The 24,587-nt window shown below is 63.2% G+C and carries 29 protein-coding genes; 22 read left to right on the forward strand and 7 right to left on the reverse strand.

All coding sequences use genetic code 11. The features are described 5' to 3' along the window. Positions 1 to 15 precede the first annotated feature (15 nt). The 4 genes from AC1MLT_RS07775 to AC1MLT_RS07790 are packed head-to-tail and all read right to left on the reverse strand — an operon-like array spanning position 16 to position 2,788. Positions 16 to 966 carry a metal ABC transporter solute-binding protein, Zn/Mn family gene (locus AC1MLT_RS07775; RefSeq protein WP_296737727.1) on the reverse strand — a complete coding sequence of 317 codons (951 nt, stop codon included), beginning with the start codon at positions 964 to 966 and terminating at the stop codon, positions 16 to 18. Between the two features lie 2 nt (positions 967 to 968). After that, positions 969 to 1,838, reverse strand: a complete 870-nt coding sequence (locus tag AC1MLT_RS07780) for a metal ABC transporter permease (RefSeq protein ID WP_371434634.1) — start codon at positions 1,836 to 1,838, stop codon at positions 969 to 971. Between the two features lie 14 nt (positions 1,839 to 1,852). Beyond that, entirely contained in the window at positions 1,853 to 2,626 is a 774-nt protein-coding gene (aztA, locus tag AC1MLT_RS07785) for a zinc ABC transporter ATP-binding protein AztA (RefSeq protein ID WP_296737715.1), read from the reverse strand. A gap of 3 nt (positions 2,627 to 2,629) precedes the next feature. Further along, positions 2,630 to 2,788: a hypothetical protein gene (locus AC1MLT_RS07790; protein ID WP_371434468.1), complete on the reverse strand. Its 159-nt coding sequence runs from the start codon at positions 2,786 to 2,788 to the stop codon at positions 2,630 to 2,632. Between the two features lie 130 nt (positions 2,789 to 2,918). Between AC1MLT_RS07790 and AC1MLT_RS07795 the strand changes: the two genes are divergently transcribed. After that, a complete protein-coding gene (locus AC1MLT_RS07795; RefSeq protein ID WP_296737705.1) occupies positions 2,919 to 3,389 on the forward strand; it encodes a Fur family transcriptional regulator in 471 nt (156 codons plus the stop codon). Between the two features lie 15 nt (positions 3,390 to 3,404). Here the strand turns inward: AC1MLT_RS07795 and AC1MLT_RS07800 are convergent, their stop codons facing one another. The 3 genes from AC1MLT_RS07800 to AC1MLT_RS07810 are packed head-to-tail and all read right to left on the reverse strand — an operon-like array spanning position 3,405 to position 5,493. Further along, entirely contained in the window at positions 3,405 to 3,842 is a 438-nt protein-coding gene (locus AC1MLT_RS07800; protein ID WP_296737702.1) for a YqaA family protein, read from the reverse strand. Further along, positions 3,842 to 5,167, reverse strand: coding sequence for an MFS transporter (locus AC1MLT_RS07805; protein WP_296737699.1), 1,326 nt, complete (start codon positions 5,165 to 5,167; stop codon positions 3,842 to 3,844). Before AC1MLT_RS07805 ends, AC1MLT_RS07800 begins: the two co-directional genes overlap by 1 nt. A gap of 47 nt (positions 5,168 to 5,214) precedes the next feature. Next, entirely contained in the window at positions 5,215 to 5,493 is a 279-nt protein-coding gene (locus AC1MLT_RS07810) for a metal-sensing transcriptional repressor (RefSeq protein ID WP_296737697.1), read from the reverse strand. Positions 5,494 to 6,038: 545 nt separating this feature from the next. Here AC1MLT_RS07810 and AC1MLT_RS07815 point away from each other — a divergent pair. The 21 genes from AC1MLT_RS07815 to xth all read left to right on the forward strand — a co-directional run bounded on the left by AC1MLT_RS07815 (position 6,039) and on the right by xth (position 24,574). Next, on the forward strand, positions 6,039 to 6,776 hold the full coding sequence (locus tag AC1MLT_RS07815; protein ID WP_296737694.1) for a HupE/UreJ family protein: 738 nt from the start codon (positions 6,039 to 6,041) through the stop codon (positions 6,774 to 6,776). A 20-nt stretch (positions 6,777 to 6,796) separates the two neighbouring features. Next, positions 6,797 to 7,450, forward strand: a complete 654-nt coding sequence (locus AC1MLT_RS07820; RefSeq protein WP_296737691.1) for a transmembrane anchor protein — start codon at positions 6,797 to 6,799, stop codon at positions 7,448 to 7,450. A 269-nt stretch (positions 7,451 to 7,719) separates the two neighbouring features. Beyond that, on the forward strand, positions 7,720 to 8,643 hold the full coding sequence (locus tag AC1MLT_RS07825) for a LysR family transcriptional regulator (RefSeq protein WP_296737679.1): 924 nt from the start codon (positions 7,720 to 7,722) through the stop codon (positions 8,641 to 8,643). Beyond that, positions 8,640 to 8,888, forward strand: a complete 249-nt coding sequence (locus tag AC1MLT_RS07830) for an EexN family lipoprotein (protein ID WP_296737677.1) — start codon at positions 8,640 to 8,642, stop codon at positions 8,886 to 8,888. Before AC1MLT_RS07825 ends, AC1MLT_RS07830 begins: the two co-directional genes overlap by 4 nt. 221 nt (positions 8,889 to 9,109) lie before the next feature. After that, a complete protein-coding gene (locus tag AC1MLT_RS07835; RefSeq protein ID WP_296737896.1) occupies positions 9,110 to 11,101 on the forward strand; it encodes a conjugal transfer protein TraG in 1,992 nt (663 codons plus the stop codon). Beyond that, positions 11,098 to 11,550, forward strand: coding sequence for a CopG family transcriptional regulator (locus tag AC1MLT_RS07840; protein ID WP_296737674.1), 453 nt, complete (start codon positions 11,098 to 11,100; stop codon positions 11,548 to 11,550). Before AC1MLT_RS07835 ends, AC1MLT_RS07840 begins: the two co-directional genes overlap by 4 nt. Then, complete coding sequence (gene trbB, locus AC1MLT_RS07845) at positions 11,547 to 12,590, forward strand: P-type conjugative transfer ATPase TrbB (RefSeq protein WP_296737672.1); 1,044 nt, start codon at positions 11,547 to 11,549, stop codon at positions 12,588 to 12,590. The genes AC1MLT_RS07840 and trbB overlap by 4 nt, the downstream gene beginning before the upstream one ends. Next, complete coding sequence (locus AC1MLT_RS07850) at positions 12,587 to 12,961, forward strand: TrbC/VirB2 family type IV secretion system protein (protein WP_296737669.1); 375 nt, start codon at positions 12,587 to 12,589, stop codon at positions 12,959 to 12,961. The genes trbB and AC1MLT_RS07850 overlap by 4 nt, the downstream gene beginning before the upstream one ends. Next, positions 12,958 to 13,242: a VirB3 family type IV secretion system protein gene (locus tag AC1MLT_RS07855; RefSeq protein ID WP_296737666.1), complete on the forward strand. Its 285-nt coding sequence runs from the start codon at positions 12,958 to 12,960 to the stop codon at positions 13,240 to 13,242. Before AC1MLT_RS07850 ends, AC1MLT_RS07855 begins: the two co-directional genes overlap by 4 nt. Before the next feature lie 21 nt (positions 13,243 to 13,263). Next, positions 13,264 to 15,738 carry a conjugal transfer protein TrbE gene (gene trbE, locus AC1MLT_RS07860; RefSeq protein ID WP_371434466.1) on the forward strand — a complete coding sequence of 825 codons (2,475 nt, stop codon included), beginning with the start codon at positions 13,264 to 13,266 and terminating at the stop codon, positions 15,736 to 15,738. After that, the gene (gene trbJ / locus AC1MLT_RS07865; RefSeq protein ID WP_296737652.1) at positions 15,735 to 16,463 is read left to right on the forward strand and encodes a P-type conjugative transfer protein TrbJ; all 729 of its coding nucleotides are present in this window, start codon (positions 15,735 to 15,737) and stop codon (positions 16,461 to 16,463) included. The genes trbE and trbJ overlap by 4 nt, the downstream gene beginning before the upstream one ends. A gap of 10 nt (positions 16,464 to 16,473) precedes the next feature. Beyond that, entirely contained in the window at positions 16,474 to 16,773 is a 300-nt protein-coding gene (locus AC1MLT_RS07870) for an EexN family lipoprotein (protein ID WP_296737649.1), read from the forward strand. Continuing rightward, positions 16,770 to 18,146, forward strand: a complete 1,377-nt coding sequence (gene trbL, locus AC1MLT_RS07875; RefSeq protein WP_296737646.1) for a P-type conjugative transfer protein TrbL — start codon at positions 16,770 to 16,772, stop codon at positions 18,144 to 18,146. The genes AC1MLT_RS07870 and trbL overlap by 4 nt, the downstream gene beginning before the upstream one ends. Before the next feature lie 12 nt (positions 18,147 to 18,158). Beyond that, complete coding sequence (gene trbF / locus AC1MLT_RS07880) at positions 18,159 to 18,863, forward strand: conjugal transfer protein TrbF (RefSeq protein WP_371434465.1); 705 nt, start codon at positions 18,159 to 18,161, stop codon at positions 18,861 to 18,863. After that, positions 18,860 to 19,858 (forward strand): P-type conjugative transfer protein TrbG, encoded by a 999-nt coding sequence (gene trbG / locus AC1MLT_RS07885; RefSeq protein ID WP_371434464.1) that lies wholly within the window; start codon positions 18,860 to 18,862, stop codon positions 19,856 to 19,858. The genes trbF and trbG overlap by 4 nt, the downstream gene beginning before the upstream one ends. Positions 19,859 to 19,860: 2 nt before the next feature. Continuing rightward, positions 19,861 to 21,153: a TraB/TrbI/VirB10 family type IV secretion system protein gene (locus AC1MLT_RS07890; protein ID WP_296737631.1), complete on the forward strand. Its 1,293-nt coding sequence runs from the start codon at positions 19,861 to 19,863 to the stop codon at positions 21,151 to 21,153. After that, entirely contained in the window at positions 21,150 to 21,425 is a 276-nt protein-coding gene (locus AC1MLT_RS07895) for a DUF2274 domain-containing protein (RefSeq protein ID WP_296737623.1), read from the forward strand. Before AC1MLT_RS07890 ends, AC1MLT_RS07895 begins: the two co-directional genes overlap by 4 nt. A 60-nt stretch (positions 21,426 to 21,485) precedes the next feature. Then, a complete protein-coding gene (locus AC1MLT_RS07900; protein ID WP_296737620.1) occupies positions 21,486 to 21,770 on the forward strand; it encodes a helix-turn-helix transcriptional regulator in 285 nt (94 codons plus the stop codon). Positions 21,771 to 21,872: 102 nt separating this feature from the next. Further along, positions 21,873 to 22,862 carry a hypothetical protein gene (locus tag AC1MLT_RS07905; RefSeq protein ID WP_296737618.1) on the forward strand — a complete coding sequence of 330 codons (990 nt, stop codon included), beginning with the start codon at positions 21,873 to 21,875 and terminating at the stop codon, positions 22,860 to 22,862. Continuing rightward, a complete protein-coding gene (locus AC1MLT_RS07910) occupies positions 22,856 to 23,635 on the forward strand; it encodes a hypothetical protein (protein WP_296737612.1) in 780 nt (259 codons plus the stop codon). Before AC1MLT_RS07905 ends, AC1MLT_RS07910 begins: the two co-directional genes overlap by 7 nt. A 150-nt stretch (positions 23,636 to 23,785) precedes the next feature. Then, on the forward strand, positions 23,786 to 24,574 hold the full coding sequence (gene xth / locus AC1MLT_RS07915) for an exodeoxyribonuclease III (RefSeq protein WP_481034798.1): 789 nt from the start codon (positions 23,786 to 23,788) through the stop codon (positions 24,572 to 24,574). Positions 24,575 to 24,587: the final 13 nt, after the last annotated feature.

A 24,587-nucleotide genomic window follows, 5' to 3' on the forward strand; every position in this document is an offset into this window, starting at 1 on the left:
AGTCTGCAGCCAACATCACCGCCCGTGGATGGCAGCGATCAGTTCCTGGGTGTTGTGCCGCATCATGGCAATGTAGGTGGATGCTGGACCGTTGGGCGCCGAGAGGGAATCGGAATACAAAGAGCCCGATGGTTTGACGCCCGTCTCGCGACCGATCTGCTCGATCAATCTCGGATCGGCGATGTTTTCCACGAATAAGGCCTTGATCTGCTCGGCCTTGATCTGACGCACTAGGCGAGCGATTCCTTTGGCGGACGCTTGCGCATCGGTGCTGGTACCTTGCGCGGCGAGGAAGCGCACCCGATGGTCGTGGGCGTAGTAGGCGAACGCGTCGTGCGAAGTGATGACTTTGCGACTCTCTACAGGAATGGCGGCCCAGGCCGTTGCGATCTCGGCATCGAGCCGCACGAGTTCTGCGCTGTAGCTCTGTTCGTTTTGTCGGTACGTGTTGCAGCCTGCCGCATCGACCGCGCACAAGGCATCGGCAATGTTCTTCACATACTGCCGTGTCAGTTTCACGCTCTGCCAGGCGTGTGGGTCTGCCTCGTCGTGGGCATGCCTGTGTTCCTGGCTATGACCCGCTTCACCCACTGGCTTGATATTCAGCGGCCCGATGCCCTGGGTCGTGACCACATGCCGGCCTTTGAAGCTGGCCGACTGCAACAGGCGCTTCACCCAGCCCTCATAGCCCAGGCCATTGGAGAACACCAGCTGCGCTTGCGACACGGCCCTGGCCTGGGTCGGGCTGGGCTGGAACACATGGGCGTCAGCACCCGCGTCCACGAGCACACTCACCTGCACACGGTCGCCGCCCACTTGGCGTACCAGATCACCCAGGATGCTGAAGGTGGCCACCGCTTTGACTTCGTCCGCGGCATGGGCGAACGAGGTGCACGTCAGCAGGACCAAGATGAAAGAGGCACGAACCGCGCGATCGGCCGTTCGACGTAGATGAGTAAGTTTCATGATCAGGCTTTCAGGTGATGTCGTGAAGATCGGAGTTGCAGTAGCCCTTGCCGACCGAAGGCCAGCGAGAGCAGGTACAGAACGCCCAGACAGAGAACGATGGTCGGCCCCGTTGGAAGGTCGGCGTGGTAAGAGATCAATAGTCCACTTGCGCTGCCCACCATGGCAATGGCCGAAGACAGCAGCAGCATGGGAGTGATCTCGCGCACCCAGAAGCGTGACGCCGCTGCAGGCAGCACCAGCAGGCCAACCGACATCAAGGTGCCCAGCGCGTGAAAACCCGCCACCAGGTTGATGACCAGCAAGCCCAGGAAGCCGTAGTGCGCCACCGGGCTCCATCGGCTGACAGAGCGCAGGAAGGCCGGGTCCAGGCACTCCATCACCAGCGGGCGGTACAAAATAGCCAGGCTAAGCAGCGTAAAGCTGGTAATGGCCCCCAGCAGGATCAGCGCGTCGTCGTTGAGTGCCAGCACCGTGCCAAACAGCACGTGCAGCAGATCCACGTTGCTGCCGCGTGTGGAGACGATGAGCACGCCCAAAGCGAGCGAGAGCAGGTAGAAGGCCGCCATGCTCGTGTCCTCCTTGAGCACGGTGCTGCGGGCGACGAGGCCGGCTGCCACGGCCACCAGCACACCCGCGACGATGCCGCCCAAGGTCATGGCCCCCAACGACAGCCCGGCGTAGAGGTAGCCCAGTGCCGCTCCCGGCAGGATGCCGTGCGCCATCGCATCGCCCATCAAGCTCATCCGCCGCAGCATCAGGAAGACACCCATCGGGGCGGCGCTCAGCGACAGGGCCAGGCAACCGGCCAAAGCCCGCTGCATGAAGCTAAATTCGGTGAATGGCCCGACCACCAGGGCACCCAAACCCAACCAAGCGCTCTCGATCATGATGCAACCGTCTCCGCTGGGGCGGCGCTATGCACATGTTGGGGCGCGTCGCACAACGACGCTTTGTCGTCGAAGGCTTCATGCAAGCCCCGCGCCCGCAGCAGATTGTTCGGGGTCAGCACGTCGGCGGGCGAGCCCCATGCGATCATCTCGCGCGCGATCAGCAAAGCGTGCTCGAAGTGACGGTGCACCAGCTCCGCGTCATGTAACACGGCAATCACGGTCTTGCCGGCCCTGTGCCAACCTTGAAGCACGGCGGTGAGCTCGCTGATGGTGCGCTCGTCGACTGCAGCGAAAGGCTCATCCAGCAACAACACCGACGCGTCCTGCAGCATGAGCCGGGCGAACAGCGCGCGCTGGAACTGCCCACCCGAGAGGGTGTCGAGCGTTCGCTCGCGAAAATCGCCCAGACCAACGGCACCCAGTGCATCGATGCAGCGGTGGCGCTGCGACTTGTTCAGCCCACCGAGCGCGCCGACCTCGTGCCACAAGCCCATGGCCACCATGTTCAGCACGCTGATCGGAAAACTCCGGTCCACCTGCGCGAGTTGGGGCATGTATGCCACGCGCTGCCGCGCCAGCCCGTCGAACTGGCCCTCCAGTGGCTTGAGCAGGCCTGCCAGACCCTTGAGCAAGGTGCTTTTGCCGGCGCCATTGGGGCCCATCACCGCCACCAGAGACCCCGGTTCGATGCGCAGGCTCAAGTGATGCACGGCCGGGTGTTGCTCGTACCCGAGCGTCACGTTGTCGATCGAGAGTGCTGCAACCATCGATCACACTCCCTGCACGGCCAGCCAGAGCACGACCCACATGAACACACAGACCAATCCGACACCCAGCAAACGGGTCTTTGCCGATCCCAAAAGCGTATCCACGCGATGGGTTGCCATCGGGTCGTTGGGGGTATGAAAATGTGAGTGGAATTGGGGCATGGATCTGGTCATAATTGCAACTCGGTTGCGTCAACCTTGGATCATAACGCAATCAAGTTGCGTTAATGAATCATTCCCTTCGCTATTTCAGGCTCGGCGCCCACGGGCTCAGCCCCACCAATTGATGCCCATGACCATCGCTCGCGATAACGTCACCGTCGAAGACCTCCTCAGCAGGATTGGACTGCGGCGGACGCGTGCAACCGAAGCGGTGTTGGACTTCTTCTTGAGCAACTCGGAGCTAACGGTCACCCATGCGGACTTGGAGGCTCAGCTTGCTGGTCATGGTTTGAATGTCAACCGCGTGACGCTCTACAGATTGCTGGACCGGCTGGTTGTCGCCCAAGTGCTGGAGAAACATCCCGACGAACTGAGCCGCAACTGGCGCTTCGGATGGCGTGTGAGCGCGTCTGGTCCCACGCTGCCGCGTTTCGAGTGCGACGAGTGCCATCGGCACTTTGACCTGCCCGAGGCAAGCGGTCCCACGAAGGCCGTCGCTGAACAGCTCCTCAGCACCATTTCAAGCTTGGGTTATGTAGGCCAGCGTGTGGATTTGTCGATCCACGGCACTTGCGCCGGTTGTAACTCGCCGCATCCGTAGCGCCGATCCTCTCTTTCACCGAAGGCCGAGCACGATGCCTGAAAGGACAAGGTACCGCCCGAATTTGGCCAGCGTGACCAACAGGAGAAACACGCCGAACGGCTCGCGCATGACACCAGCCACGACAGTGAGCGGATCGCCCACCACGGGCATCCAGCTCAACAACAGCGTCCACTTGCCATAGCGCTGATACCAGCCCTGCGCGCGACCCTGTGAATCGGGTTTGACCGGAAACCATGGCCGATCACGGTAGCGTTCGATGCAGCGACCCAGCAACCAGTTCACCACTGACCCGAGCACGTTGCCCAGGGTTGCCACCGCCAGCAGCAGGCCGACCGAATGGGTGTCGGAGAGCAGCAAACCCACCAGCACGGCCTCGGATGCGGTGGGCAGCAAAGTGGCGGCGACGAATGCACTGAGGAACAGTCCGGCGTAGGCACCCAGTTCCGACATCAGCCACCCATGCTGGGCCAGTGGGGGTGGTGGTCATCGACCACAAAAGGGTGCGCATGGCGCACGCCATCGCCGGTGACGATCGCACCTTGGGTGTGGGCGTGCCCGGCTGGCAACTCCGGGTGCTCGTGCTCGATCACGTCTGGATCCCGGGACGGCCAAACCGTCACGGCGATCCAGACAGCCATTGCACCCGCACCGCCCAGGACCGAAAAGCTCACGGGCATGCCATAGCGAGTGCCGAGCCATCCGGCCAAGGGATAGAACAACAACCAGCAGGCATGCGACAGCGCGAACTGTGCGGCAAACAGCGCGGGGCGATCCTCTGGGTTCGAGGATCGTCGCAACAAGCGCCCGGAGGGTGTCTGGGCGGTGGAGTAACCCAAACCGAGCACGAACCACAAGGCCATGAGCGAGATATGTCCGACCACCAAGGTGCCAGCGAACATACCCGCGACCATCAACACGATGCCGCCCAACATCACGCTGCGATCCGCCAGTTTCTCCAACATGCGTGGCAAGACCAGCGCAGCCACCATGGAACCCGCCCCGAAACTGGCCAACGCCCAGGCCACCGCAATCTGGGTCAAGCCCATTCCGGCCTGCACGATGACCACCGTGTTGACGAACACCATGGAGCCTGCCGCTGCCACTGCTGCATTGACGGCCAGCAGCCCGCGCAGCCGGGGTGTGGCTAGGTAGATTCGCAATCCGCGCGTGGTTCGGTCGTAGATGCCGCGGCGCTGGGGCGCTGGATGCGCCGGCAGGACCACCGACACCACCAATGCGGCCGACGCCAGGAATCCCACCACCGTGCCGGCGAACAGATCGTGAAAACCGATCACCGTGAGCAAGGCAGCAGCCAACATCGGACTGACCAGGCTCTCCATGTCGTACGCAAGACGTGAGAGCGACAAGGCCTTGGTGTAGTCCTTTTCCTGCGGCAGCACGTCGGGGATGGTGGCCTGGAAGGTGGGCGTGAAGGCCGCCGACGCCGCCTGCAGCACAAAGATCAGTACGTACACCTCCCAGATCTGGGAGACAAACGGCAGCAGCAGGGCAACGCCCGCACGCACCAGGTCCAGCGTGACCAGCATGGTGCGCCTGGGCAAGCGCTCGGCAAATGCGGCTGCGACCGGCGCCACGCCGACGTACGCGATCATCTTGATGGCCAGTGCCGTGCCCAGCACCATGCCCGCGTTGTCGCCGGCCAGGTCGAAGGCCAGCAGCCCCAGCGCCACCGTGGCCAGGCCGGTCCCGATCAAGGCAATCACCTGCGCGGCGAACAGATGGCGGTAGGTGCGGTGGGCAAGAATATCGAGCATGGTGTCTATCGGGGTCGAAGGGCTCAGGAATATTGGGAGCCCACGGCTCAGAGGTAGCGTGTGATTTCTCTGAACTCGTCCATGGAATGGCGCTGGCCAACACCCAAAGGGCCCACAAGATCCTCAAGGCAGTGATCCAGGTGGTCTTGGATCAGGGCTTTCTTGGCTTGCTGAATCGCTTTCTCCACCGCCTGCAGCTGCTGCGCGACTTCGAGGCAGGTTCGTCCTTGCTCCAGCATTTCTATGGTGCTGCCCAAATGTCCGCTGGCTCTGCGCAGGCGTTTGATTACGGCAGGATGGGAGGCGTGTATGTGCGGCTGTTTCATGGCTAATCATATCCTCTTGGGGGGGATACTATAATCGGCTTCACCGGCCTTGAAACTCAACTGCAACCCATGCCCCTTCGTGCCTCATCCTCATCCTGCTTGCGCCCCACCGGGGCAGCGCTGGGCATGCGATGGCTGGTTCTGGTCGTGATCATGTTCGGGACGGTCATCTCTTCGATGGGGTTGACGAATTCCCATGGCCTTGCTGCCATCGCGGCAGCGCACCATCCCGCGCCATCCTCTTCTGACGAATCTCACGGACATGCGCACGGGGACCAAGGCGACGAATTCGAGGCGGTTGATGCCAGCGCAAGTGCTGGCCATCCCCACCATGCAATAGATCACTCGCACGACACGCCCCACGCCCTGCCCGTCGCCTGGAGTTCTGCAGCACCGCAGCTTCCGGGCTGGTGGGTGCTGGTACGTCCATGGGTTGAAATGGTTCGGGCGTCCCGGCTGGAACGCCCACCCATGGGCTGAGACGCTTCTCGCTCTCGCGCTGCTCCACGCAGCGCTTCCCATTCTTTCAGACTATCGGAGTCTCCATGCACAGCCATGCTCACGACAGGCTGCCACGTTCGCCATGGGCGATCTGGCAATCCCGTCTATTGCTTCTCTCGACCTTCTTCATCTGTCTTTTCGTTGGCAGCACAGAGGCCTTCGCCCACGCAGTCACCGAAGGCGACAAGGGCTATATCCAGGAAATTTCGGGCGTCAATCTGCTGCCCTTCGTGTACCTGGGCGCCAAACACATGATGACCGGGTATGACCACATCCTGTTCCTGTTCGGCGTGATCTTCTTCCTCTATCGGATCAAGCACATCGGCATCTACGTGAGCCTGTTTGCGTTGGGTCACTCAACCACCATGATCCTGGGCGTTTACTTCAACGTCGGGATCAACAGCTACCTGATCGACGCGATCATCGGTCTGTCCGTCGTCTACAAGGCCTTGGACAACATTGGTGCATTCCAGCGGTGGTTGGGGTTCCAGCCAAACACCAAGATTGCGACCTTGGTGTTTGGCCTGTTCCACGGCTTCGGTCTGTCCACCAAGATCCTTGAGTACGAGATCTCGCCCGATGGACTGGTGCCCAACCTGCTCGCCTTCAACGTGGGCGTGGAAATTGGACAACTGCTGGCATTGACGGTCATCCTGATCGGCATGAGCTACTGGCGCCGCACACCCAGTTTCATCCGCAACGCCTACACCGCCAATGTCGCCATGATGAGTGCTGGCTTCATTCTTGTGGGCATGCAGCTCACTGGCTACTTCGTGTCCTGAACACCCAAGGAATCTGAACCATGTACAACAGTGAAACCCCTTTGCGCGCCGAGCTGCCGTCCTCCAAGCAGTTGTTGCGTTCCACCATCCTGGCCGCGATCTCGGCCGTCGTCCTCCTCGTTGCCGTCGTGCTGCCGTCTGAGTACGGTATCGACCCCACGGGTGTGGGCCGCATTCTGCGCCTGACCGAAATAGGCGAGATCAAGACCCAGTTGGCGGCGGAAGCCGCAGCCGACACTGCTGCCGCATCTGGCAACTCCCTGGTGGCATCGGCCCAAGCGCAGCAACCCCCGGCGGATGCCCGCAGTGCGCCGACGCAGGCCGTTGCTCCCGCAGCCAAGCCTGCCGTTCAAGAGGCACCGTGGCGCGATGAAATGACGTTCGCCCTGACACCAGGCCAAGGCCTGGAAATCAAGATGCGCATGATCGAAGGGGCGAAGGCGGACTACACCTGGGTGGTACAGGGTGGCCGGGTCAACTTCGATACCCACGGCGATGGTGGCGGAAAAAACATCAGCTATGAGAAGGGGCGCGACGTGGCCGCCGATGACGGTCAACTCGTGGCGGCATTCACCGGCAATCACGGCTGGTACTGGCGCAACCGCGGAAAGGCCGACGTGAAGGTCGTGTTGCGCACCCGCGGCGAATACACCGACATCAAACGCGCCATGTGAAAACAGGGGCGCCTCACATTTTCAGTTGCGGCGCCCCGTCGTTCGACCTCAAACACCCCCAAGATCATGCTGAAAACACAAAACGCCTTCGTCAAAACCCTTTTGACCATCTGCCTGCTGGCCGCGCTGGCCGGCTGCGAGAAAACGCCTTCTCAAGGAGGCTCTGAGTCGTCCGGTCACGGACATAGTCACGAGTGAAGGCAACGCAACAGCGCCTTTCCTGATGCCACATCAGGATCACGATTGCTTCGACGTTGAGGTACATGCATATGGAACTTCGCCACCTTCGGTGCTTCATTGCTGTAGCGGAAGAACTCCACTTCGCCCGCGCAGCCGAGAAATTGCACATCGAGCAGTCGCCGCTGTCGCGGGCGATCAAAGAACTGGAGCAGCACCTTGCCGTGCAATTGTTCGAGCGCACGACACGCCGCACGAGCTTGACCTGGGCGGGCAAGGTTTTTTTGGATGAAGCCCTTCGCATCTTCGCTTGCATTGACCAAGCCAAGGCTAGCGTAAAGACAGCAGCCACCGGCTACCACGGCCGCCTGCGCATCGCGGTGTCTGACGGCATCGCCCAGCCACATATTTCAGATCTTCTGGCACAGTGTCGAATGGAAGAACCAGAGGTGGAGATTCGACTTTCCGAAGTTCCCCTATCGCAGCAGATCAAAGGGTTGAATAGCGATTTTTTCGATGCCGGTTTCGCACAATCCAATGAAGTAGGCGAAGGTATCACCGCCGAGCCCGTCTGGAGTGATGCACTTGTGGTTGCTGTACCAGCGCGCCATCCTTTGCTGGTACACCGTCGCATTCCTTTGCGCGAGGTATTGCGCTACCCCTTGGTGCTGTGCCACCCCGATAGCTGCGAGGGCTTCTGGAAGCAGCTCAAACAGATTCTGCGAACCGTGGACGCAAAACTCATCGTGGCTGATCGTGTGCCCTCATTGGACTTGATGATGACGCTGGTAGCAGCGGGCTATGGGCTGGGCTTCGCCACGGCGGCGCACATTGCGGGAGCCCGCAATCCCGACGTGATTGCCCGGCCGCTGGCAGGTCGATCGCCGATGCTGACCACCTACCTGCTGCGGCCGGACAGCGAACCTTCGGAGCAACTGAGCCGGTTCATCGACAGGGTGAGCCCCTTGGACGGGCCCGCCGCCAGTTCCATCACCCAACGAGAGGTCATGCCATGAAGACGATTCCTGTATTGACGCTTGCCATGCTGCTGGCGGCGTGCGGCCAGTCCGCGCCAACCGAGACGGTCGATTCATTGGCTGCCAACCCCGAACGATTGAAGGAACTGCGCCAGCAATGCAAAGCCGACCGCGCGAAGCTTGGGGATGTGCTGTGCAACGCGGTGGCCGAAGCGACGAGGAAGCGCTTCATGGGCGATGGCAAAGTCCCCTATACGCCACAGAAAGAGCCACCGAAGTTCTGATTACCGGCCCATCACCAAAAATCTTCCACCAAATCTCCATACACGCCGCAATGCGCATCTGCTTGCGGCGTTTTTCTTGTCTACGCCCCTGCTTGCAATCTTTCCTTTTCTCCTTGGATTGTGCCGATAACGGTCTTTGACCGGCACTGATCCGACACCGAACCTCGCATATGCGGCACGTCTTCGTGCTTGCGATGTGCAGGAGAAATTCGGAGGTCGGCATGCAGGGAACCAGTGTGTTGTTCGGTCAGGTGCTGACGGTGTTCGGCATCGTCATTGCCGGCGTGTGGGGCGCCACGCAGTGGACGGCGGCTGCACTGGGCTTTCAGCTACGCCTGGGCACGCCCTGGTTCGACTTCTTCGGTACACCCGTCTACCACCCGTGGCGCCTATTCGAGTGGTGGTTCTTCTTCGATGCCTACGCGCCGAAGGTCTTCGACATCGGTGGCGCCATCGCGGGCGGCAGCGGCCTGGTGGCCGTGGTGGTTGCGATCGGTATGTCGATCTGGCGCTCACGGCAATCGAAGCTGGTCACGACCTATGGTTCCGCGCGCTGGGCCGATACCAAGGAAATCCGCAAGGCCGGGCTAACCGGCTCGACCGGTGTCTTTCTCGGCCTGCACGACGGTCAGTACCTGCGCCATGAAGGCCCCGAACACGTCCTGACCTTCGCGCCCACGCGCTCGGGCAAGGGCGTGGGCCTGGTGGTGCCGACGCTGTTGTCCTGGCCCGCATCGGCCGTGATCCACGACATCAAGGGCGAGAACTGGAACATCACCGCTGGCTGGCGTTCGCGCTTCTCGCACTGCCTGCTGTTCAACCCTACTGATGCGAAGTCGGCGGCCTACAACCCGCTGCTGGAGGTGCGGCGCGGAGCGCATGAAGTGCGCGACGTGCAGAACATCGCCGACATCCTGGTCGATCCCGAAGGCGCCCTGGAGAAGCGCAACCACTGGGAGAAGACCTCGCACGCGCTGCTGGTCGGTGCCATCTTGCATGTGCTCTATGCGAGCGAAGACAAGACGCTGCGCGGGGTCGCCAACTTTCTATCCGATCCGGCGTGCCCGTTCGAAGTGACGTTGCACCGAATGATGAGCACGCGGCATTTGGTTGATGCCACGCATCCTGTGGTCGCATCGGCTGCGCGCGAAGTGCTCAACAAAAGCGAAAACGAGCGCTCGGGTGTGCTGTCCACAGCCATGAGTTTTCTTGGCCTGTACCGCGACCCCACGGTGGCTGAGGTCACCTCGCGCTGCGACTGGCGCATTGCCGACCTCATTTCGGCCGAGCATCCGGTGTCGCTGTACCTCGTGGTGCCGCCTTCGGACATCAGCCGCACGAAGCCGCTGATCCGACTGATCCTCAACCAGATTGGCCGGCGGCTCACCGAATCTCTGGACGGCTCCGATGGCGTGGAGCGCAAGCACAAGCTGCTGCTGATGCTCGACGAGTTCCCGGCACTGGGCCGACTGGACTTCTTCGAGTCGGCCCTGGCCTTCATGGCCGGCTACGGCCTGCGCGCCTTCCTGATCTCGCAATCGCTCAACCAGATCGACAAAGCCTACGGCCAGAACCATTCGATCCTGGACAACTGCCATGTGCGTGTGACCTTCGCCACCAACGACGAACGCACCGCCAAACGCATCTCCGAGACGCTGGGCACCGCCACCGAGCTGCGCGCGCAACGCAACTATGCAGGGCATCGTCTGGCGCCCTGGCTGGGCCACCTGATGGTGTCGCGCCAGGAAACGGCAAGGCCTTTGCTGACGCCGGGCGAAGTGATGCAACTGCCGTCGGATGAATCGGTGGTGATGGTGTCAGGTCATGCGCCGATCAAAGCCAAGAAATTGCGCTACTACGCGGACGCCAATTTCAAGCGCCGTATGTTGCCGCCGCCTGTGCTCGCGCTGGGCGGATATGCGGATGTCCCACCGGCACGCGCAGACGACTGGAGTGCATTGGCTGTCCCTGCCATACCGGCCGCTTCTGCGATGGCTGGGCTGGGCGGATCGGCCGATGACGGCGGCCCGCGCCAGCAGCCGGAGCTGTCCGAAGTCGCCACCTACAGCCCTGAAGCCGAACAGCCCAGCAGCGACCTGTCGCTGCTCGATGACGACGACTTTGCGCTTCCCCTCCCGAGCCAGCTTGATCCGACGCTACAGCGCAGGGCCCGGCTGGCATCCCTCGACCCTGACGACGGAATCCAGCTATGACCCAAGCTCGCCTGAATCTCTTCATCCAACCCGACCATGCCAAGCGCCTGGACGAGCTGGCCGCCAAGAAAGGCGTGTCCAAGTCCTCCATTGTCGCGGCAGCACTGGCCTCCTGGCTGTCGCCGGACGCTGGCGACCAGCGCGAGGCAGCGACGGCCAAACGGCTGGATCGGCTGTCGCGCCAGTTCGAACGACTGGAGCGTGACCAGAACATCCAGATCGAAACGCTGGCACTGTTCGTCCGCTACTTTCTCACCGTGAGCACACCGGTGCCGGAAGCACATCAGGAAGCGGCCAAGGCCCAGGGCAAGGCGCGCTTCGAGCAGTTCGTCGAACAGCTCGGTCGCCACCTGCTGCGCGGTCGCAGCCTGGTCAAGGACGTGGTTCAAGAGATTCAACCGGATACAGCGAAGCTCGCGGAAGCCGCACTGCAGGAGGACGGATCATGAGCACCGTCCCGAAGTTGCCTCCGGAATCGCCACCCGAGCTGCCACGCTCGTCCGCTGCGACTTCGCTGGACCGGCGCATCCGCATGCTGCGCACCGCCATGGGGCCGCTGATTGCCGCCGCGCTCGATGACCCGGACGTGGTGGAGATCATGCTCAACCCGGACGGCTGCCTATGGATCGACCGGCTTTCGTCGGGACGTTCGCCAGTGGGTGTGTCACTGTCCGAGGCCGATGGCGAACGCATCATCCGGCTGGTCGCAGCCCACGTCGGTACGGAAGTCCATCGCGGCCAGCCGCTGCTGACAGCCGAGTTGCCCGAGACCGGCGAGCGCTTCGAGGGCATCCTGCCGCCCGCCGCACCGGGGCCAGCCTTCGCGCTACGCAAGCGCGCCGTGAGCATCATCGGCCTGGATCGCTATGTCGCCGATGGCATCCTGACCGAGGAGCAGGCCGAGTTCCTGCGCCGCGCGGTGCGCGAGCGGCAGAACATCGTCATCGCCGGTGGCACCAGCACCGGCAAGACCACGCTGGCCAATGCGCTGCTGGCCGAGATCGCCGCCACGGGCGACCGCGTGCTGGTGCTTGAAGACACGGTAGAGCTTCAGTGCGCCGCTCGCGATCACGTATCGCTGCGCACGCGGTCTGGCGTGGTGTCGATGGCGGAGCTGGTGCGCGCCACGATGCGCCTGCGCCCGGATCGCGTGATCGTCGGCGAGGTGCGCGGCGGTGAAGCACTGGACCTCATCAAGGTCTGGGGCACCGGGCACCCAGGTGGCATCGCCACCATCCACGCCAGTTCTGCCCATGGTGCCTTGCTGCGCCTGGAACAACTGATTCTGGAAGTCGCCTTGACCCCGCCACGCGCCCTGATCGCCGAGGCGGTGAATGTCGTCGTCTTCATTGCCGGACGCGGCCGCGCCCGCCACGTCCAGACCATCGCCCGCATCACCGGTTTCGACGGGCACGGCTACCAGCTCGACGACGCGCTTGCGCCGCCGCTGCCCTCGCTTTCCTCAACCACCCCTGGAGAACTGCCATGACGCATGCCCATATCCCTGCCTCCCGTACTTCCGCAAATCCGCATCCACGGCTCCACTCGCTTCTGCAACCAGCACAACAAGGGCTGCTGCTGGGTGTCCTGATGCTGTGCCTGGCGACGACCGCGCAGGCGGCGGGTTCCAGCATGCCCTGGGAAGGGCCGTTGACCTCCATTCTGGAATCGATCCAGGGGCCTGTGGCCCGGATCGTGGCGGTGATCATCATCATTTCCACCGGACTGGCACTCGCCTTCGGTGACACGTCGGGCGGCTTTCGAAAGCTGATCCAGATCGTGTTCGGCCTGTCCATCGCGTTCGCCGCGTCTTCGTTCTTCCTGTCGTTCTTCAGCTTCTCCGGCGGGGCCGTCGTATGAGCGCGGGACCCGATGGCAGCAGCGAGTTCGCACCGGGCTTTGAGGTGCCGCTGCATCGCTCGCTCACCGAGCCAATTCTGCTGGGTGGCGCGCCGCGCACCGTGGCGATTGCCAATGGCACGCTGGCCGCCGCCGTCGGGCTGGGCCTGCAGCTGTGGATTCCCGGTCTGGTGCTCTGGATCGTCGGCCACTCGCTGGCGGTCTGGGGCGCACGGCTCGATCCGCAGTTCATGGCCGTGTTTGCGCGGCACATCAAACACCGCGCGCTGCTGGACGTTTGAGGCGAACAGGGAGAACACGCCATGATGAATCTCGCGGAATACCGCAAACGGCCTGCGCTGCTAGCCGACTGGTTGCCCTGGGCTGGGTTGGTCGCACCCGGCGTGGTACTGAACAAGGATGGATCGTTCCAGCGCACGGCACGCTTTCGGGGGCCGGACCTGGACAGCGCCACGCAGGGCGAACTGATCGCTACGTCGGCTCGATTGAACAACGCACTGCGCCGGTTGGGTTCGGGCTGGGCCTTGTTCGTGGAAGCCGAGCGGCGCGCCGCCGCTGGCTACCCGCGCTCGGAGTTTCCCGAGCCGCTGTCGTGGCTGGTGGACGAGGAAAGGCGTGCGACCTTTGAAGAGGACGCCAGCCACTTCGAGAGCAGTTACCACCTGACGCTGGTGTACCTGCCTGCCGAAGAATCCCGCGCCCGCGCCGCGAAGCTGCTGTATGAGAACACGCCGCAGGGCGGCGTGGACTGGCGCGAGCGGCTGGAGACCTTCATGTCGGAGACGGATCGCTTCTTCGACCTGCTTGATGGCGTGATGCCCGAGATCGTGTGGTTGGATGACAGCCAGACGCTCACCTACCTCCATGCGACCATTTCCACACGCCGCTATCGCGTGGGCGTGCCCGAACATCCCTTCCACATCGACGCCTTGCTGGCGGACTCCGCGCTGGTGGGCGGCCTCGCACCGATGCTGGGCGACCAACACCTGCGCGTGGCGTCGGTGCGGGGCTTTCCGACCTCGACCTGGCCCGGCTTGTTGGATGACTTGAACCGCCTGGGTTTCGCCTACCGATGGTCCACACGCTTTCTGTGCATGGACAAGGCGGAATCAGAGAAGGAGCTGGGGCGCCTGCGACGCCAGTGGTTCGCCAAGCGCAAGAACGTCGTGGCCTTACTGCGCGAAGCCATCTTCCAGCAGGAAAGCCCGCTGGTCGATACCGACGCCTCGAACAAGGCATCGGACGCCGATGCCGCCTTGCAGGAACTGGGCAGCGATCAAGTCGCCTTCGGCTATGTCACCGCGACCGTGACGGTGCTTGATGCCGATGTCGGCGCGGCCGACGAGAAGCTGCGGCGGGTGGAGCGCGTCATCCAGGGCCGGGGCTTCGTCACCATTCCCGAGACCTTGAACGCGGTCGATGCGTGGCTGTCGTCCATCCCTGGCAACGCCTACGCCAACGTCCGCCAGCCCATCATCTCGACCCTGAACCTGGCGCATCTGATGCCGGTGTCGGCGGTGTGGGCCGGGCCGGAGAAGAACGCGCATCTCGATGGTCCGCCGTTGATCGTCACCCGCACCGATGGCGCAACGCCGTTCCGGCTGGTGACGCATATCGGCGACGTGGGCCATACCTTGGTGGTCGGGCCGACGGGCATGGGCAAGTCGGTATTGCTTGCGACGCTGGCCATGCAGTTCCGCCGCTATGCCGGCTCGCGCATTTTCGTGTTCGACATGGGGCGCTCGATGCGCGCCACCATCCTGGGACTCGGCGGCGAGCAGTACGACCTGGGCGCCGATGGCGACATTGCATTCCAGCCGCTGGCACGCATCGATCAGGAGCGCTACCGAGCCTGGGCCGCCGAATGGCTGGAAGGCCGCTTGCTGCATGAAGGCGTGACCGTCGGCCCGGATGAGAAGGCGGCGATCTGGTCGGCGCTCGGGAGTCTGGCCGGAGCGCCTGTAGAGCAGCGCACGCTAACCGGCTTGTCCGTTCTGTTGCAGAACAACGCGCTGCGCCAAGCCTTGCAGCCCTATGTGCTGGGCGGCGCCCACGGCAAGCTGCTGGACGCGGATTCGGATCGCCTGGGCTCCGGCTCCGTGCAGTGTTTCGAGATGGAAGAACTGATGCACAGCAAGGCAGCGGTGCTGGCCGTGCTGGGCTACCTGTTCGCCCGCTTCGACGAACGTTTCGACGGCGCGCCGACCCTGCTGATCCTCGACGAGGCTTGGCTATTTCTCGATGACCCGGTATTTGCCGCGCGCATCCGCCAGTGGCTCAAGACGTTGCGCAAGAAGAACGTCAGCGTGATCTTCGCCACGCAGTCGCTGGCCGACATCCAGAACTCCAGCATCGCCCCGGCCATCGTGGAGAGCTGCGCCAGCCGCATCTTCCTGCCGAACCCGCAGGCGACCGAACCGCAGATCAGGACGATCTACGAAGGCTTCGGTCTCAATCGCCGGCAGATCGACATCGTCGCCGAGGCGGTGCCCAAGCGCGACTACTACTACCAGTCGCGGCTGGGCAACCGGCTGTTCGACCTGGATCTGGGACCGGTGGCGCTGGCCTTTGCCGGTGCTTCGTCACCGCAGGACCAGCGCGACATCGACGCGGTGCGCGACGACGTGTCGTCTTCCACCCCGTCCTTTGCTTCGTCCGCTGCGTCGTCGTCCAGTTTCACCGCCGCCTGGCTGCGCCATCGCGGCCTCGACTGGGCCGCCGATCTTGTTCCGTCCTTTCCATCCCCTTCGTCCATTCCACAGGAGCACACGCCATGAAGAAGACCTTGCTTGCCCTTGCCGCTGCCGCGCTGTTGGGCGCCTTGCCCGTCGCCCATGGGCAATGGGTGGTGATCGACCCCACCAACCTGGCGCAGAACATCATGACCGCCGCCAACACGCTGCGGCAGATCAACAACCAGATCACGCAACTCCAGAACGAAGCGCAGATGTTGATGAATCAGGCGCGCAATCTGGCGAAGCTGGATTTCGATGTGGTCAACCGCTTGCGCTCCACACTGACGGCCACCGAACGCCTGATCGCCGAGGCGCAGGGATTGGCCTACGACGTGCAGAACATGGACCGGGAATTCGCCCGGCTGTACCCGGACCAGTACGCCGCCACCGTCAGCGGGGACCGCATGGCGCAGGATGCCCGTCAGCGCTGGAAGCACACGCTCGACGGCCTGCACACCGCCATGCGGATGCAAGCGCAGGTCTCGCAGAACCTGGCCTCCGACGAAGGCGTGCTGACTGACCTGGTGAGCCGCAGCCAATCGGCCACCGGTGCGCTGCAGGCGGCGCAGGCCACGAACCAACTCCTGGCCTTGCAGGCCAAGCAGTCGATCCAGGCACAGCAGTTGCAGATCACGCAGGACCGCGCGGCCTCGCTGGAACTGGCACGGCAAGCGGCGGCGACCGAACGCGCCCGCGAGGTGCGGCGGCGCTTCATCGGCACCGGCACGCCGTACACGCCGCATGCCGTCGATTTCTACGGCAACTGAGGGGCATGCCATGAAACCCCTCTTCGCCGTGGTCACGGTGGTCGCGGTGCTGGTGCTGGCGGGCTGCAAGCCGCCGGCACCAGCCTATGGCATCGATGCACTGGTGGCCGATCCGGTGCGGCTCAAGGCCGTGCGCCAGCAGTGCCAGGCGGATCGCGCGAAGACAGGGGACGCCGCTTGCCAGGCGGCGGCCGAGGCCTTTCGCCGCCGCTTCTTTGCCGGAACGGCCGGTCCCGATGAATACCGCACGCTGGCTGAGCTGCCGCCGATTCCGCCGAGCTTCGATGTCCCCGTGGAGGTGACGCCATGAATGATGTCACGGTCATCGACCGCTTCCTCAACGTCTTCTCGACCTACATCGATTCCGGTTTTGGATTGCTGGGCAGTGAAGTCGCCTTCCTGACCGCCACGCTGGTGGTGATCGACATGACGCTGGCCGGTCTGTTTTGGGCCATGAGCCATGCATCGGGTCAGGGCGACGACATCATGGGCAAGCTGATCAAGAAGGTGCTGTACGTCGGTGCCTTCGCCTACATCATCGGCAACTTCAACATGCTGGCGGGGATCGTGTTCCGATCTTTCGCCGGGTTGGGGCTGGTGGCGTCGGGCTCCACCATCACGCAGGCCGAGTTCCTGCAACCCGGCAGGCTGGCCAAGGTGGGCATCGATGCCGGCGCGCCAATCCTGGAGCAGATCGGCGACATGGCCGGGTTCCCCGAGGTGTTCGTGAACCTCGATCCCATCGTGGTGTTGTTCCTGGCGTGGCTGGTTGTGGTGATGAGCTTCTTCGTGCTGGCGATCCAGCTTTTCATCACGCTGATCGAATTCAAGCTGACCACGCTCGCCGGCTTCGTGCTGGTGCCGTTCGCACTCTGGAACAAGACCTCGTTCCTGGCGGAGAAAGTATTGGGCAACGTAGTGTCCTCGGGCATCAAGGTGCTGGTGCTCGCCGTGATCGTCGGCATTGGTACCGGCTTGTTCGCCGAATTCCAGGTGGTGCCCGACGAACCCTCCATCGACCATGCCCTGGTGGTGATGCTGGCATCGCTCACGCTTCTGGCGCTGGGGATCTTCGGTCCGGGTGTTGCCACCGGCCTGGTATCCGGTGCGCCGCAATTGGGTGCGGGCGCAGCCGCTGGCACGGCCCTGGGTGTGGCCGGCACCGCCGTCGCCGCTGGCGCGGTCGCGACGGGAGTGGGTGGCGCCGTCGTGGCCGGTGCGCGCATGGCGCCGGCTGCCGCCAAGATGGCTGTGAGCGGTGCCCGCGCCGCCTCTTCCACGGCCAGCAGCGCGAAGTCGGCGTTCCAGGCCGGCTCCGCTGGCGCAGGCGGCGGCATCAAGGGCGCAGCCGCTGGCCTGGGCAACGTCGCCAAAACTGGTGCGCAGTCGGTCGGACAGAAGGTCGCCGCCGGAGCCCAGTCGATGAAGGCGCGGGCTGCTGCCGCAATCACACCTGATGCCTCTTCGTCCGGTGCGGGCGGTGCGGGTGCTGCCGGCGGCCCAGCCGCCCAAGGCGGCGCCGAAGCAACCTCCACCAACACCGAGCAACCCGCGTGGGCCAAGCGCCTGCATCGCAAGCAGCAGATCAGCCATGCCGCCACGACCGTCGCCCACACGCTGCGCGGTGGGGACGGCGGCGGCGCTGGCTCCGCGCCCAGTCTGCGCGACCCCTCGGATTCCTAAGGAGAAGACTTTATGCGATTCAAACGACCCCAGGTGCGCTACGCGGACACGCCGCAGCCCGCCACCCCGTACCAATCCGCCGAACAGGTCTGGGACGACCGTATCGGTTCGTCTCGCGTGCAAGCCAAGAACTGGCGGCTGATGGCCTTTGGTTGCCTCACGTTGGCCCTGCTGATGGCCGGTGGCCTGGTGTGGCGCTCGGCACAGTCCATCGTCACGCCCTTCGTGGTGGAGGTGGACAGCGGCGGGCAGGTGCGCGCTGTCGGTGAAGCGGCCACACCGTACAAGCCCAACGATGCGCAGACGGCGCACCACTTGGCGCGCTTCATCAGCCTTGTGCGCTCGCTGTCCATCGACCCCATCGTCGTGCGGCAGAACTGGCTCGACGCCTACGACTACACCACCGACCGCGGCGCGGCGGTGCTCAACGACTACGCACGGGTGAACGATCCCTTCGCCCGTATCGGCAAGGAGTCGGTGACGGTGCAGATCACCAGCATCGTGCGCGCCAGCGATGCGTCGTTCAACGTGCGCTGGACCGAGCGCCGCTATGTCAACGGTGCGGCCGCCGGGCTGGAGCGATGGACGGCGGTGGTTTCCATCGTCCTGCAAACACCGCGCACCGAAGAGCGCCTGCGCCGCAATCCGCTGGGCATCTACGTCAATGGGTTGTCGTGGAGCCGTGAACTCGATTCTTCCGAAGGAACCAAACCATGAAACCGACTTTGCGCATTTCCGTATTCGTGTCTCTGCTGGCCGCCCTTGCGGGCTGCGCCACACAGGGCAAGCCGCCGCCGACCATCACCCTGGACGAGCCGGTCGCGGCACAGGTGTTGCCCGAATTACCCACGCCCATCGAGGTGGTGACCGTGCCAGAACCATTGCCACTGCCCGCGCAGATGAAGCCGTTGCCCATGCTGGCCGAAGAAAAGGCCGCTCCCGAATCAAACGATGAGAAGGTGCGCGTCTCGCGCGCCAATCAGGAAGCCCGCATGGCGCCCACCCGCGAGGGCTACGTCAATGCGATTCAGGTCTGGCCGTTTACGGACGGTGCGCTGTACCAGGTCTATGCCAGTCCAGGACGTGTGACGGTCGTGTCACTGCAACCCGGCGAGGAACTGGTGACGGTGGCCGCAGGCGATACGGTGCGCTGGATCGTCGGCGACACCTCCAGCGGCAGCGGTGCCGACCTGCGTGTGAGCGTGCTGGTCAAGCCCACACGCAGCAATCTCAAGACCAATCTGGTCATCACCACCAGTCGGCGCACCTATCTGATCGAACTGACCTCGACCGCGAAGACGTGGATGGCGTCGGTGTCCTGGGACTACCCCAAGGATCGGATGCTGGCTTTGCAGCGACAGGCGCAAGCCGCACAGACCGCCGCGCCAGTCGATGCGGGCCTGTCGTTGGAGCGCATTCGCTTTCGCTATGCGATCAGCGGCAGCAATCCACCATGGAAACCGTTGCGCGCCTTCGATGACGGCGAGAAGGTCTACATCCAGTTCCCCGGCGGTATTGCGCAAGGTGAACTGCCGCCGTTGTTTGTGATTGGTGCGCAAGGGGATGGGCAATTGGTCAACTACCGCTTCCGCTCGCCGTACTACATCGTGGACCGGCTGTTCGGTGCCGCCGAATTGCGGCTGGGGGCGGACAAGGGGGACGTGGTGCGCATCGAGCGCACGGACGGGATCTCTGGAGCGCGGAGGAACTGACCATGAACCAGGACACCACTGCCGCTGTTCCGATGCCGGACGTGCCGTCCAAGGCGGCCCCCGAAGACGTGACATTGCGTGCACAGCCGCGTGCGGTCACACGCTTGAACCGACGCATGCTGGCCGCACTCGCCGGGGGCCTGTCGGTTGCCGTACTGGGGGCCTTGATGTGGTCGCTGCAACCGCAGCGGCGCAACGCAGGCGAGACCACCGAGTTGTACAACGTCGATCGCGTGTCGCGCTCCGAAGGGCTCGACCAATTGCCAGCCGACTATTCCAAACTGCCGCCTGCGGTACCGCAGTTGGGTGCCCCGCTGCCGGGCGACCTTGGAGGCCCGATCCACAAAGCCGAGCAGCAGGCGCAGGGGTACGGCTACCAGCAGCCTGGACACGATCCGGCCGAAGCGGATCGTCTAGCGCGCTTGAAAGAGGCAGAGGAAGCGGCGGCCTCGTCAGTGTTCTTTCGCTCAGGTGGAGCGAAGGTGGCCGCCCCTGTGGCAGCAGCACAGGGCGCGCCTGCGGCTGGACTGGCTGCGAACGCGGCCTTCGATCCAATGGCCGCTGGACCCGCTTCAACGGCTGCGCAGCCAAGCGACCCCACGGCAGTGCAAAACCGGCAGGACCAGAAGGAAGCGTTTCTGTCCAACGCCGGTTCTGCGCAAACCCGCAATTCCGGTTCCCTGCAATTGCCCGTTTCGCCGTACCAGGTGATGGCCGGCACGGTGATCGCGGCAGCATTGGTCACAGGTATCAAATCCGACCTGCCGGGCGATGTCATTGCCACGGTGACAGAGCCGATCTACGACACAGCCACCGGCAAGTTCCTGCTGATCCCGCAAGGCGCGCGCCTCATGGGCAAGTACAACAGCCAGGTCAGTTACGGCCAAAGGCGCACGCAGGTGGTGTGGAACCGGATGATCCTGCCGGACACGTCTTCGTTCCAGCTCGACAATCTGGTGGGCGCCGACCCCGCCGGCTACGCCGGTCTGGAGGATGGGGTCGATTGGCATTGGGATCGCATTCTTGCGGGCGCGGCGATGACGACCTTGCTGGGCATCGGCGCCGAGCTGGCGGCGCCGGAGAACCGCCAGGATGGAGATCGCGTCATCATCGCCGGGCGCGACGGCTTGCAGGACACCGTGAATCAGGTGGGCCAGGAGATGACCCGACGCAACATGAACATCCAGCCGACGCTGACCAGTCGCCCCGGCCTGCCGGTGCGCATCATCGTCAATCGAGATCTGGTGCTGCGGCCGTATCAGCCGATGTTCTTCGTCAAGGAGACATCGCGATGAGCGCGAACAAGCTGCGTCTCGGGCCGCTGCCGAAGACCGAGACTCTCAAACTGACCTTCACCTGTTCGGCGAGCTTGAAGGTGAAACTCGACCGCTATGCCGCACTGCATGCGCAGACCTACGGCGAGGCGGTGGATGCTGTGGCGTTGATTCCGCACATGCTGGAGGCGTTCATGGAACGGGATCGGGGGTTCAAGCGATTGCACAAGGCCCGATCCGTCGTCGCTCCGGCAGACTCTTCCGATCATCTTCGCCGCAGTACGCCCACGTGAGTTTTCAGCAAAGACCTTCTGAGGCAATCTGAGGACATGGTTACTTTCTCAGGATTCGCCATGTCACTCACGTCCCCCACCGGCCATCGCGACACGCTTCACATGCCTATGGCGTCTCCCGCATTTTTTCGTATGGTTGACGTGATGCGCATCACGGCGTTGAGCCGCGCCACCTTGTATCGGCGAATCGCCGAAGGCAAGTTCCCGCCGCCCGTTCACCTCGGAGGACGCGCATGCGGCTGGGCGCCAGCCGCGCTGCAGGCCTGGATCGACGATCCCGAAGGTTATGTGGTTGCCGGGCCGACCAGGCATCTCGGGTCGACTCAGATGGGCGGCAGGCCCTGATCCACCACCTTGCCTATGGCTGGCGGTCAATAATAACTTCGATTTGCACGATAACACTAACAATGTTATCGTGCGATCATTGAGTTATGAATCCCAATTGTCGTGCCCGCCCTTGCCACCAGCGCTCAGAACTACCTGCATGAAACACTCGGCGTCTCCACGTCGAGCCATGAGCCGTGGGCGGGCCTGGAGAGCCTGCCCTACTTTTTGCGCGACGCCTTCGATTTCTGGCAATTGGACATCCTTGGCCACAAGGTCTTGCTGGCCCTAGAGCGAAATCCAGACAAACCGTCCATTGGCGATATCCGGAATCGGTTGGACAAGTTGAGGTCGGTAGCGGGACAGCCTGTGGTCTATGTGACGGAGGCACTCGCCTCCTACGAGCGTAAACGCCTGATCGCACAAAAAGTGCCGTTCGTTGTTCCTGGCAACCAGCTCTATCTGCCCGACCTCGGGCTGGACCTACGCGAATACTTCCGCCAGCGCCCCAGCTCGACGGACGTTCCGCTCAGCCCTTCGGCTCAGGCCATGTTGATAACCGCCTTGCTGCGTCCTCGCTGGGAGGCCGAATGGCATCCTGCACAGACAGCCGCCACTCTGGGCTACACCCCTATGACGCTCTCGCGCGCCGTGCGGGAACTGGTGGCGGCAGGACTCGCACAGGCACACAAGGCAGGCCGGTCCCAGTACCTGAACATGACATATTCTGCACATGAGACGTGGGAGCAAGCACTGCACCTGCTGCGCAGTCCCGTGCAGCGCACCGTCTGGATATCCACGCAGACACGGACGGAACTGCCCGTGCGGGTGGCGGGCCTGAGCGCGCTCGCTCGCCTTTCGATGCTCACGGAACCCAGATCGCCGGTATTCGCCGTGAGCCGCACCGCATGGCAGGCACTGAAGGCAGACATCGTCGAACTTCCGGAAGCTATGCCAGGCGCATGCGAATGGCAGTTGTGGAACTACACCCCGACACTGCAGCCGGACAGCGACACGGTGGACCCTCTCTCGCTCATACTGAGCTTGCGGGATAGCACCGATGAACGTGTCCAAAGCGCGCTGGAGGCACTGAAGGAACAATTGCCATGGTGAAGGGGCTGGATGTTTTCCAGGCATGGTTCGCCGACTACCCGGACCAGTACATCCTGATCGGCGGCACTGCGGCCACCTTGGCAATGGAAGAGGCAGGGCTGGACTTCCGCGCCACCAAGGACCTTGATGTCGTGCTGCATGTCGAGGCGCTGACGCCGGCATTCGGCGAAACCTTCTGGAGATTCATCGAAGCGGGCGGCTATGAAATCCGGCAGGCCAGCGACACAGGCAAGCCGGCCTTCTACCGGTTTCAGAAGCCGACCGACAACAGCTTTCCGGTCATGGTCGAACTGTTCTCCCGTGCGCCCGACAGCCTGCGGCCCATCGAGAACGGACAGCTCACGCCGATCCCTTTCGACGAAGCGGTTTCAAGCCTGTCGGCCATCCTGCTCGATGACGCCTACTACGCATTCATCATGGCCGGCCGCCGCGAGATTGATGGCTTGCCCTGGGTCGGCGAGGATCGCCTGATCCCGTTGAAAGCCATTGCCTGGCTGGACCTGAGTGCCCGCCGGGAGCAAGGCGAACAGGTGGATGCCAAGAGCATCCGCAAACACGCCAACGATGTTCTGCGACTTTCGCAATTACTCGCCCCCGCAACGCGCATCCCTCTCGACGCGAAAATCGCCGATGACATGAGAAGATTTTTGAATGCAGCGGTAGCCGACGACTCTCTCGACCCCAAGGCCCTGGGGCTCGGCCGGGCACCCCTCGCCGATTTTCTGGACCGGATCGCACAGGCCTATGAACTCCAGGATGGAGAGGCCTCATGAACGGGCTTGATGGTCGCAAGGACAGAAGCGCAGGTTGCCCTCGGCTCGTTAGCCAAAGGGTTTTAAGAGATTTCATTTGGGGGCCTCTTTGGGGGCCTCAAAACAACCAATAAGAAATTAATTATTTAAAATCAATAGGATATATTACTTATGAAAATTGCCACCTGGAACGTCAACTCCCTCACCGCCCGCCTGCAACACGTGCTCGACTGGCTCGCCACCAATCCGGTCGACGTGCTATGCCTGCAGGAGCTCAAGATGAGCGACGACAAATTTCCGCTGGAGGTCCTCGAGGCCGCCGGTTACACGGCGGCTGTCTTCGGGCAGAAGACCTACAACGGCGTCGCGATCCTGAGCCGCACGTCGCTGCGCGACGTCGCGCGCAACATCGGCGGCTTCACGGACGAGCATTCGCGCGTCATCAGCGCGACCGTCGACACCGCACGCGGACCGCTGCGCATCGTCAACGGCTATTTCGTCAACGGCCAGGCGCTGGACAGCGAGAAGTTCGTCTACAAGATGAAATGGCTCGACGCCCTCCACGCCTGGTTGCGGAGCGAACTCGTCACGCATGCCGATCTGGTGCTGCTGGGCGACTTCAACATCACGCCGGAGGATCGCGACAGCTTCGACCCCGAGGGCCTGCGCGAGACCATCCACCACTCGACGCCTGAGCGGGCGCATTTCCAGGCGCTGCTCGACCTGGGATTGACCGATGCCTTCAGGCTGTTCGACCAGCCCGACAAGAGCTATTCGTGGTGGGACTACCGCATGCTGGGCTATCCCAGGAATCGCGGCCTGCGCATCGACCACATCCTGGTCACCAAGCCGGTCGTGCCACGCGTCGCCGCCTGCACGATCGACCGCGTGCCGCGCAAATGGGAGAAGCCGAGCGACCATGCCCCGGTGACGGTGGACATCGATCCGGCCGCCGGCTGAGCGCGGCGCCAGC

It is taken from the genome of Variovorax sp. PEI5 (assembly GCF_056679935.1).

Coding starts and splice junctions, on each gene's coding strand:
- aztA (WP_296737715.1), bottom strand. CDS start 2,626: ATGGTTGCAGCACTCTCGATCGACAACGTGACGCTCGGGTACGAGCAA.
- AC1MLT_RS07800 (WP_296737702.1), bottom strand. CDS start 3,842: ATGTCGGAACTGGGTGCCTACGCCGGACTGTTCCTCAGTGCATTCGTC.
- trbF (WP_371434465.1), top strand. CDS start 18,159: ATGCGATTCAAACGACCCCAGGTGCGCTACGCGGACACGCCGCAGCCC.
- xth (WP_481034798.1), top strand. CDS start 23,786: ATGAAAATTGCCACCTGGAACGTCAACTCCCTCACCGCCCGCCTGCAA.
- AC1MLT_RS07870 (WP_296737649.1), top strand. CDS start 16,474: ATGAAACCCCTCTTCGCCGTGGTCACGGTGGTCGCGGTGCTGGTGCTG.
- AC1MLT_RS07815 (WP_296737694.1), top strand. CDS start 6,039: ATGCACAGCCATGCTCACGACAGGCTGCCACGTTCGCCATGGGCGATC.
- AC1MLT_RS07795 (WP_296737705.1), top strand. CDS start 2,919: ATGACCATCGCTCGCGATAACGTCACCGTCGAAGACCTCCTCAGCAGG.
- AC1MLT_RS07890 (WP_296737631.1), top strand. CDS start 19,861: ATGAACCAGGACACCACTGCCGCTGTTCCGATGCCGGACGTGCCGTCC.
- trbG (WP_371434464.1), top strand. CDS start 18,860: ATGAAACCGACTTTGCGCATTTCCGTATTCGTGTCTCTGCTGGCCGCC.
- AC1MLT_RS07900 (WP_296737620.1), top strand. CDS start 21,486: ATGTCACTCACGTCCCCCACCGGCCATCGCGACACGCTTCACATGCCT.
- AC1MLT_RS07775 (WP_296737727.1), bottom strand. CDS start 966: ATGAAACTTACTCATCTACGTCGAACGGCCGATCGCGCGGTTCGTGCC.
- AC1MLT_RS07830 (WP_296737677.1), top strand. CDS start 8,640: ATGAAGACGATTCCTGTATTGACGCTTGCCATGCTGCTGGCGGCGTGC.
- AC1MLT_RS07895 (WP_296737623.1), top strand. CDS start 21,150: ATGAGCGCGAACAAGCTGCGTCTCGGGCCGCTGCCGAAGACCGAGACT.
- trbL (WP_296737646.1), top strand. CDS start 16,770: ATGAATGATGTCACGGTCATCGACCGCTTCCTCAACGTCTTCTCGACC.
- AC1MLT_RS07790 (WP_371434468.1), bottom strand. CDS start 2,788: ATGCCCCAATTCCACTCACATTTTCATACCCCCAACGACCCGATGGCA.
- AC1MLT_RS07825 (WP_296737679.1), top strand. CDS start 7,720: ATGGAACTTCGCCACCTTCGGTGCTTCATTGCTGTAGCGGAAGAACTC.
- AC1MLT_RS07910 (WP_296737612.1), top strand. CDS start 22,856: ATGGTGAAGGGGCTGGATGTTTTCCAGGCATGGTTCGCCGACTACCCG.
- AC1MLT_RS07855 (WP_296737666.1), top strand. CDS start 12,958: ATGAGCGCGGGACCCGATGGCAGCAGCGAGTTCGCACCGGGCTTTGAG.
- trbB (WP_296737672.1), top strand. CDS start 11,547: ATGAGCACCGTCCCGAAGTTGCCTCCGGAATCGCCACCCGAGCTGCCA.
- trbE (WP_371434466.1), top strand. CDS start 13,264: ATGATGAATCTCGCGGAATACCGCAAACGGCCTGCGCTGCTAGCCGAC.
- AC1MLT_RS07810 (WP_296737697.1), bottom strand. CDS start 5,493: ATGAAACAGCCGCACATACACGCCTCCCATCCTGCCGTAATCAAACGC.
- AC1MLT_RS07840 (WP_296737674.1), top strand. CDS start 11,098: ATGACCCAAGCTCGCCTGAATCTCTTCATCCAACCCGACCATGCCAAG.
- AC1MLT_RS07820 (WP_296737691.1), top strand. CDS start 6,797: ATGTACAACAGTGAAACCCCTTTGCGCGCCGAGCTGCCGTCCTCCAAG.
- trbJ (WP_296737652.1), top strand. CDS start 15,735: ATGAAGAAGACCTTGCTTGCCCTTGCCGCTGCCGCGCTGTTGGGCGCC.
- AC1MLT_RS07835 (WP_296737896.1), top strand. CDS start 9,110: ATGCAGGGAACCAGTGTGTTGTTCGGTCAGGTGCTGACGGTGTTCGGC.
- AC1MLT_RS07850 (WP_296737669.1), top strand. CDS start 12,587: ATGACGCATGCCCATATCCCTGCCTCCCGTACTTCCGCAAATCCGCAT.
- AC1MLT_RS07805 (WP_296737699.1), bottom strand. CDS start 5,167: ATGCTCGATATTCTTGCCCACCGCACCTACCGCCATCTGTTCGCCGCG.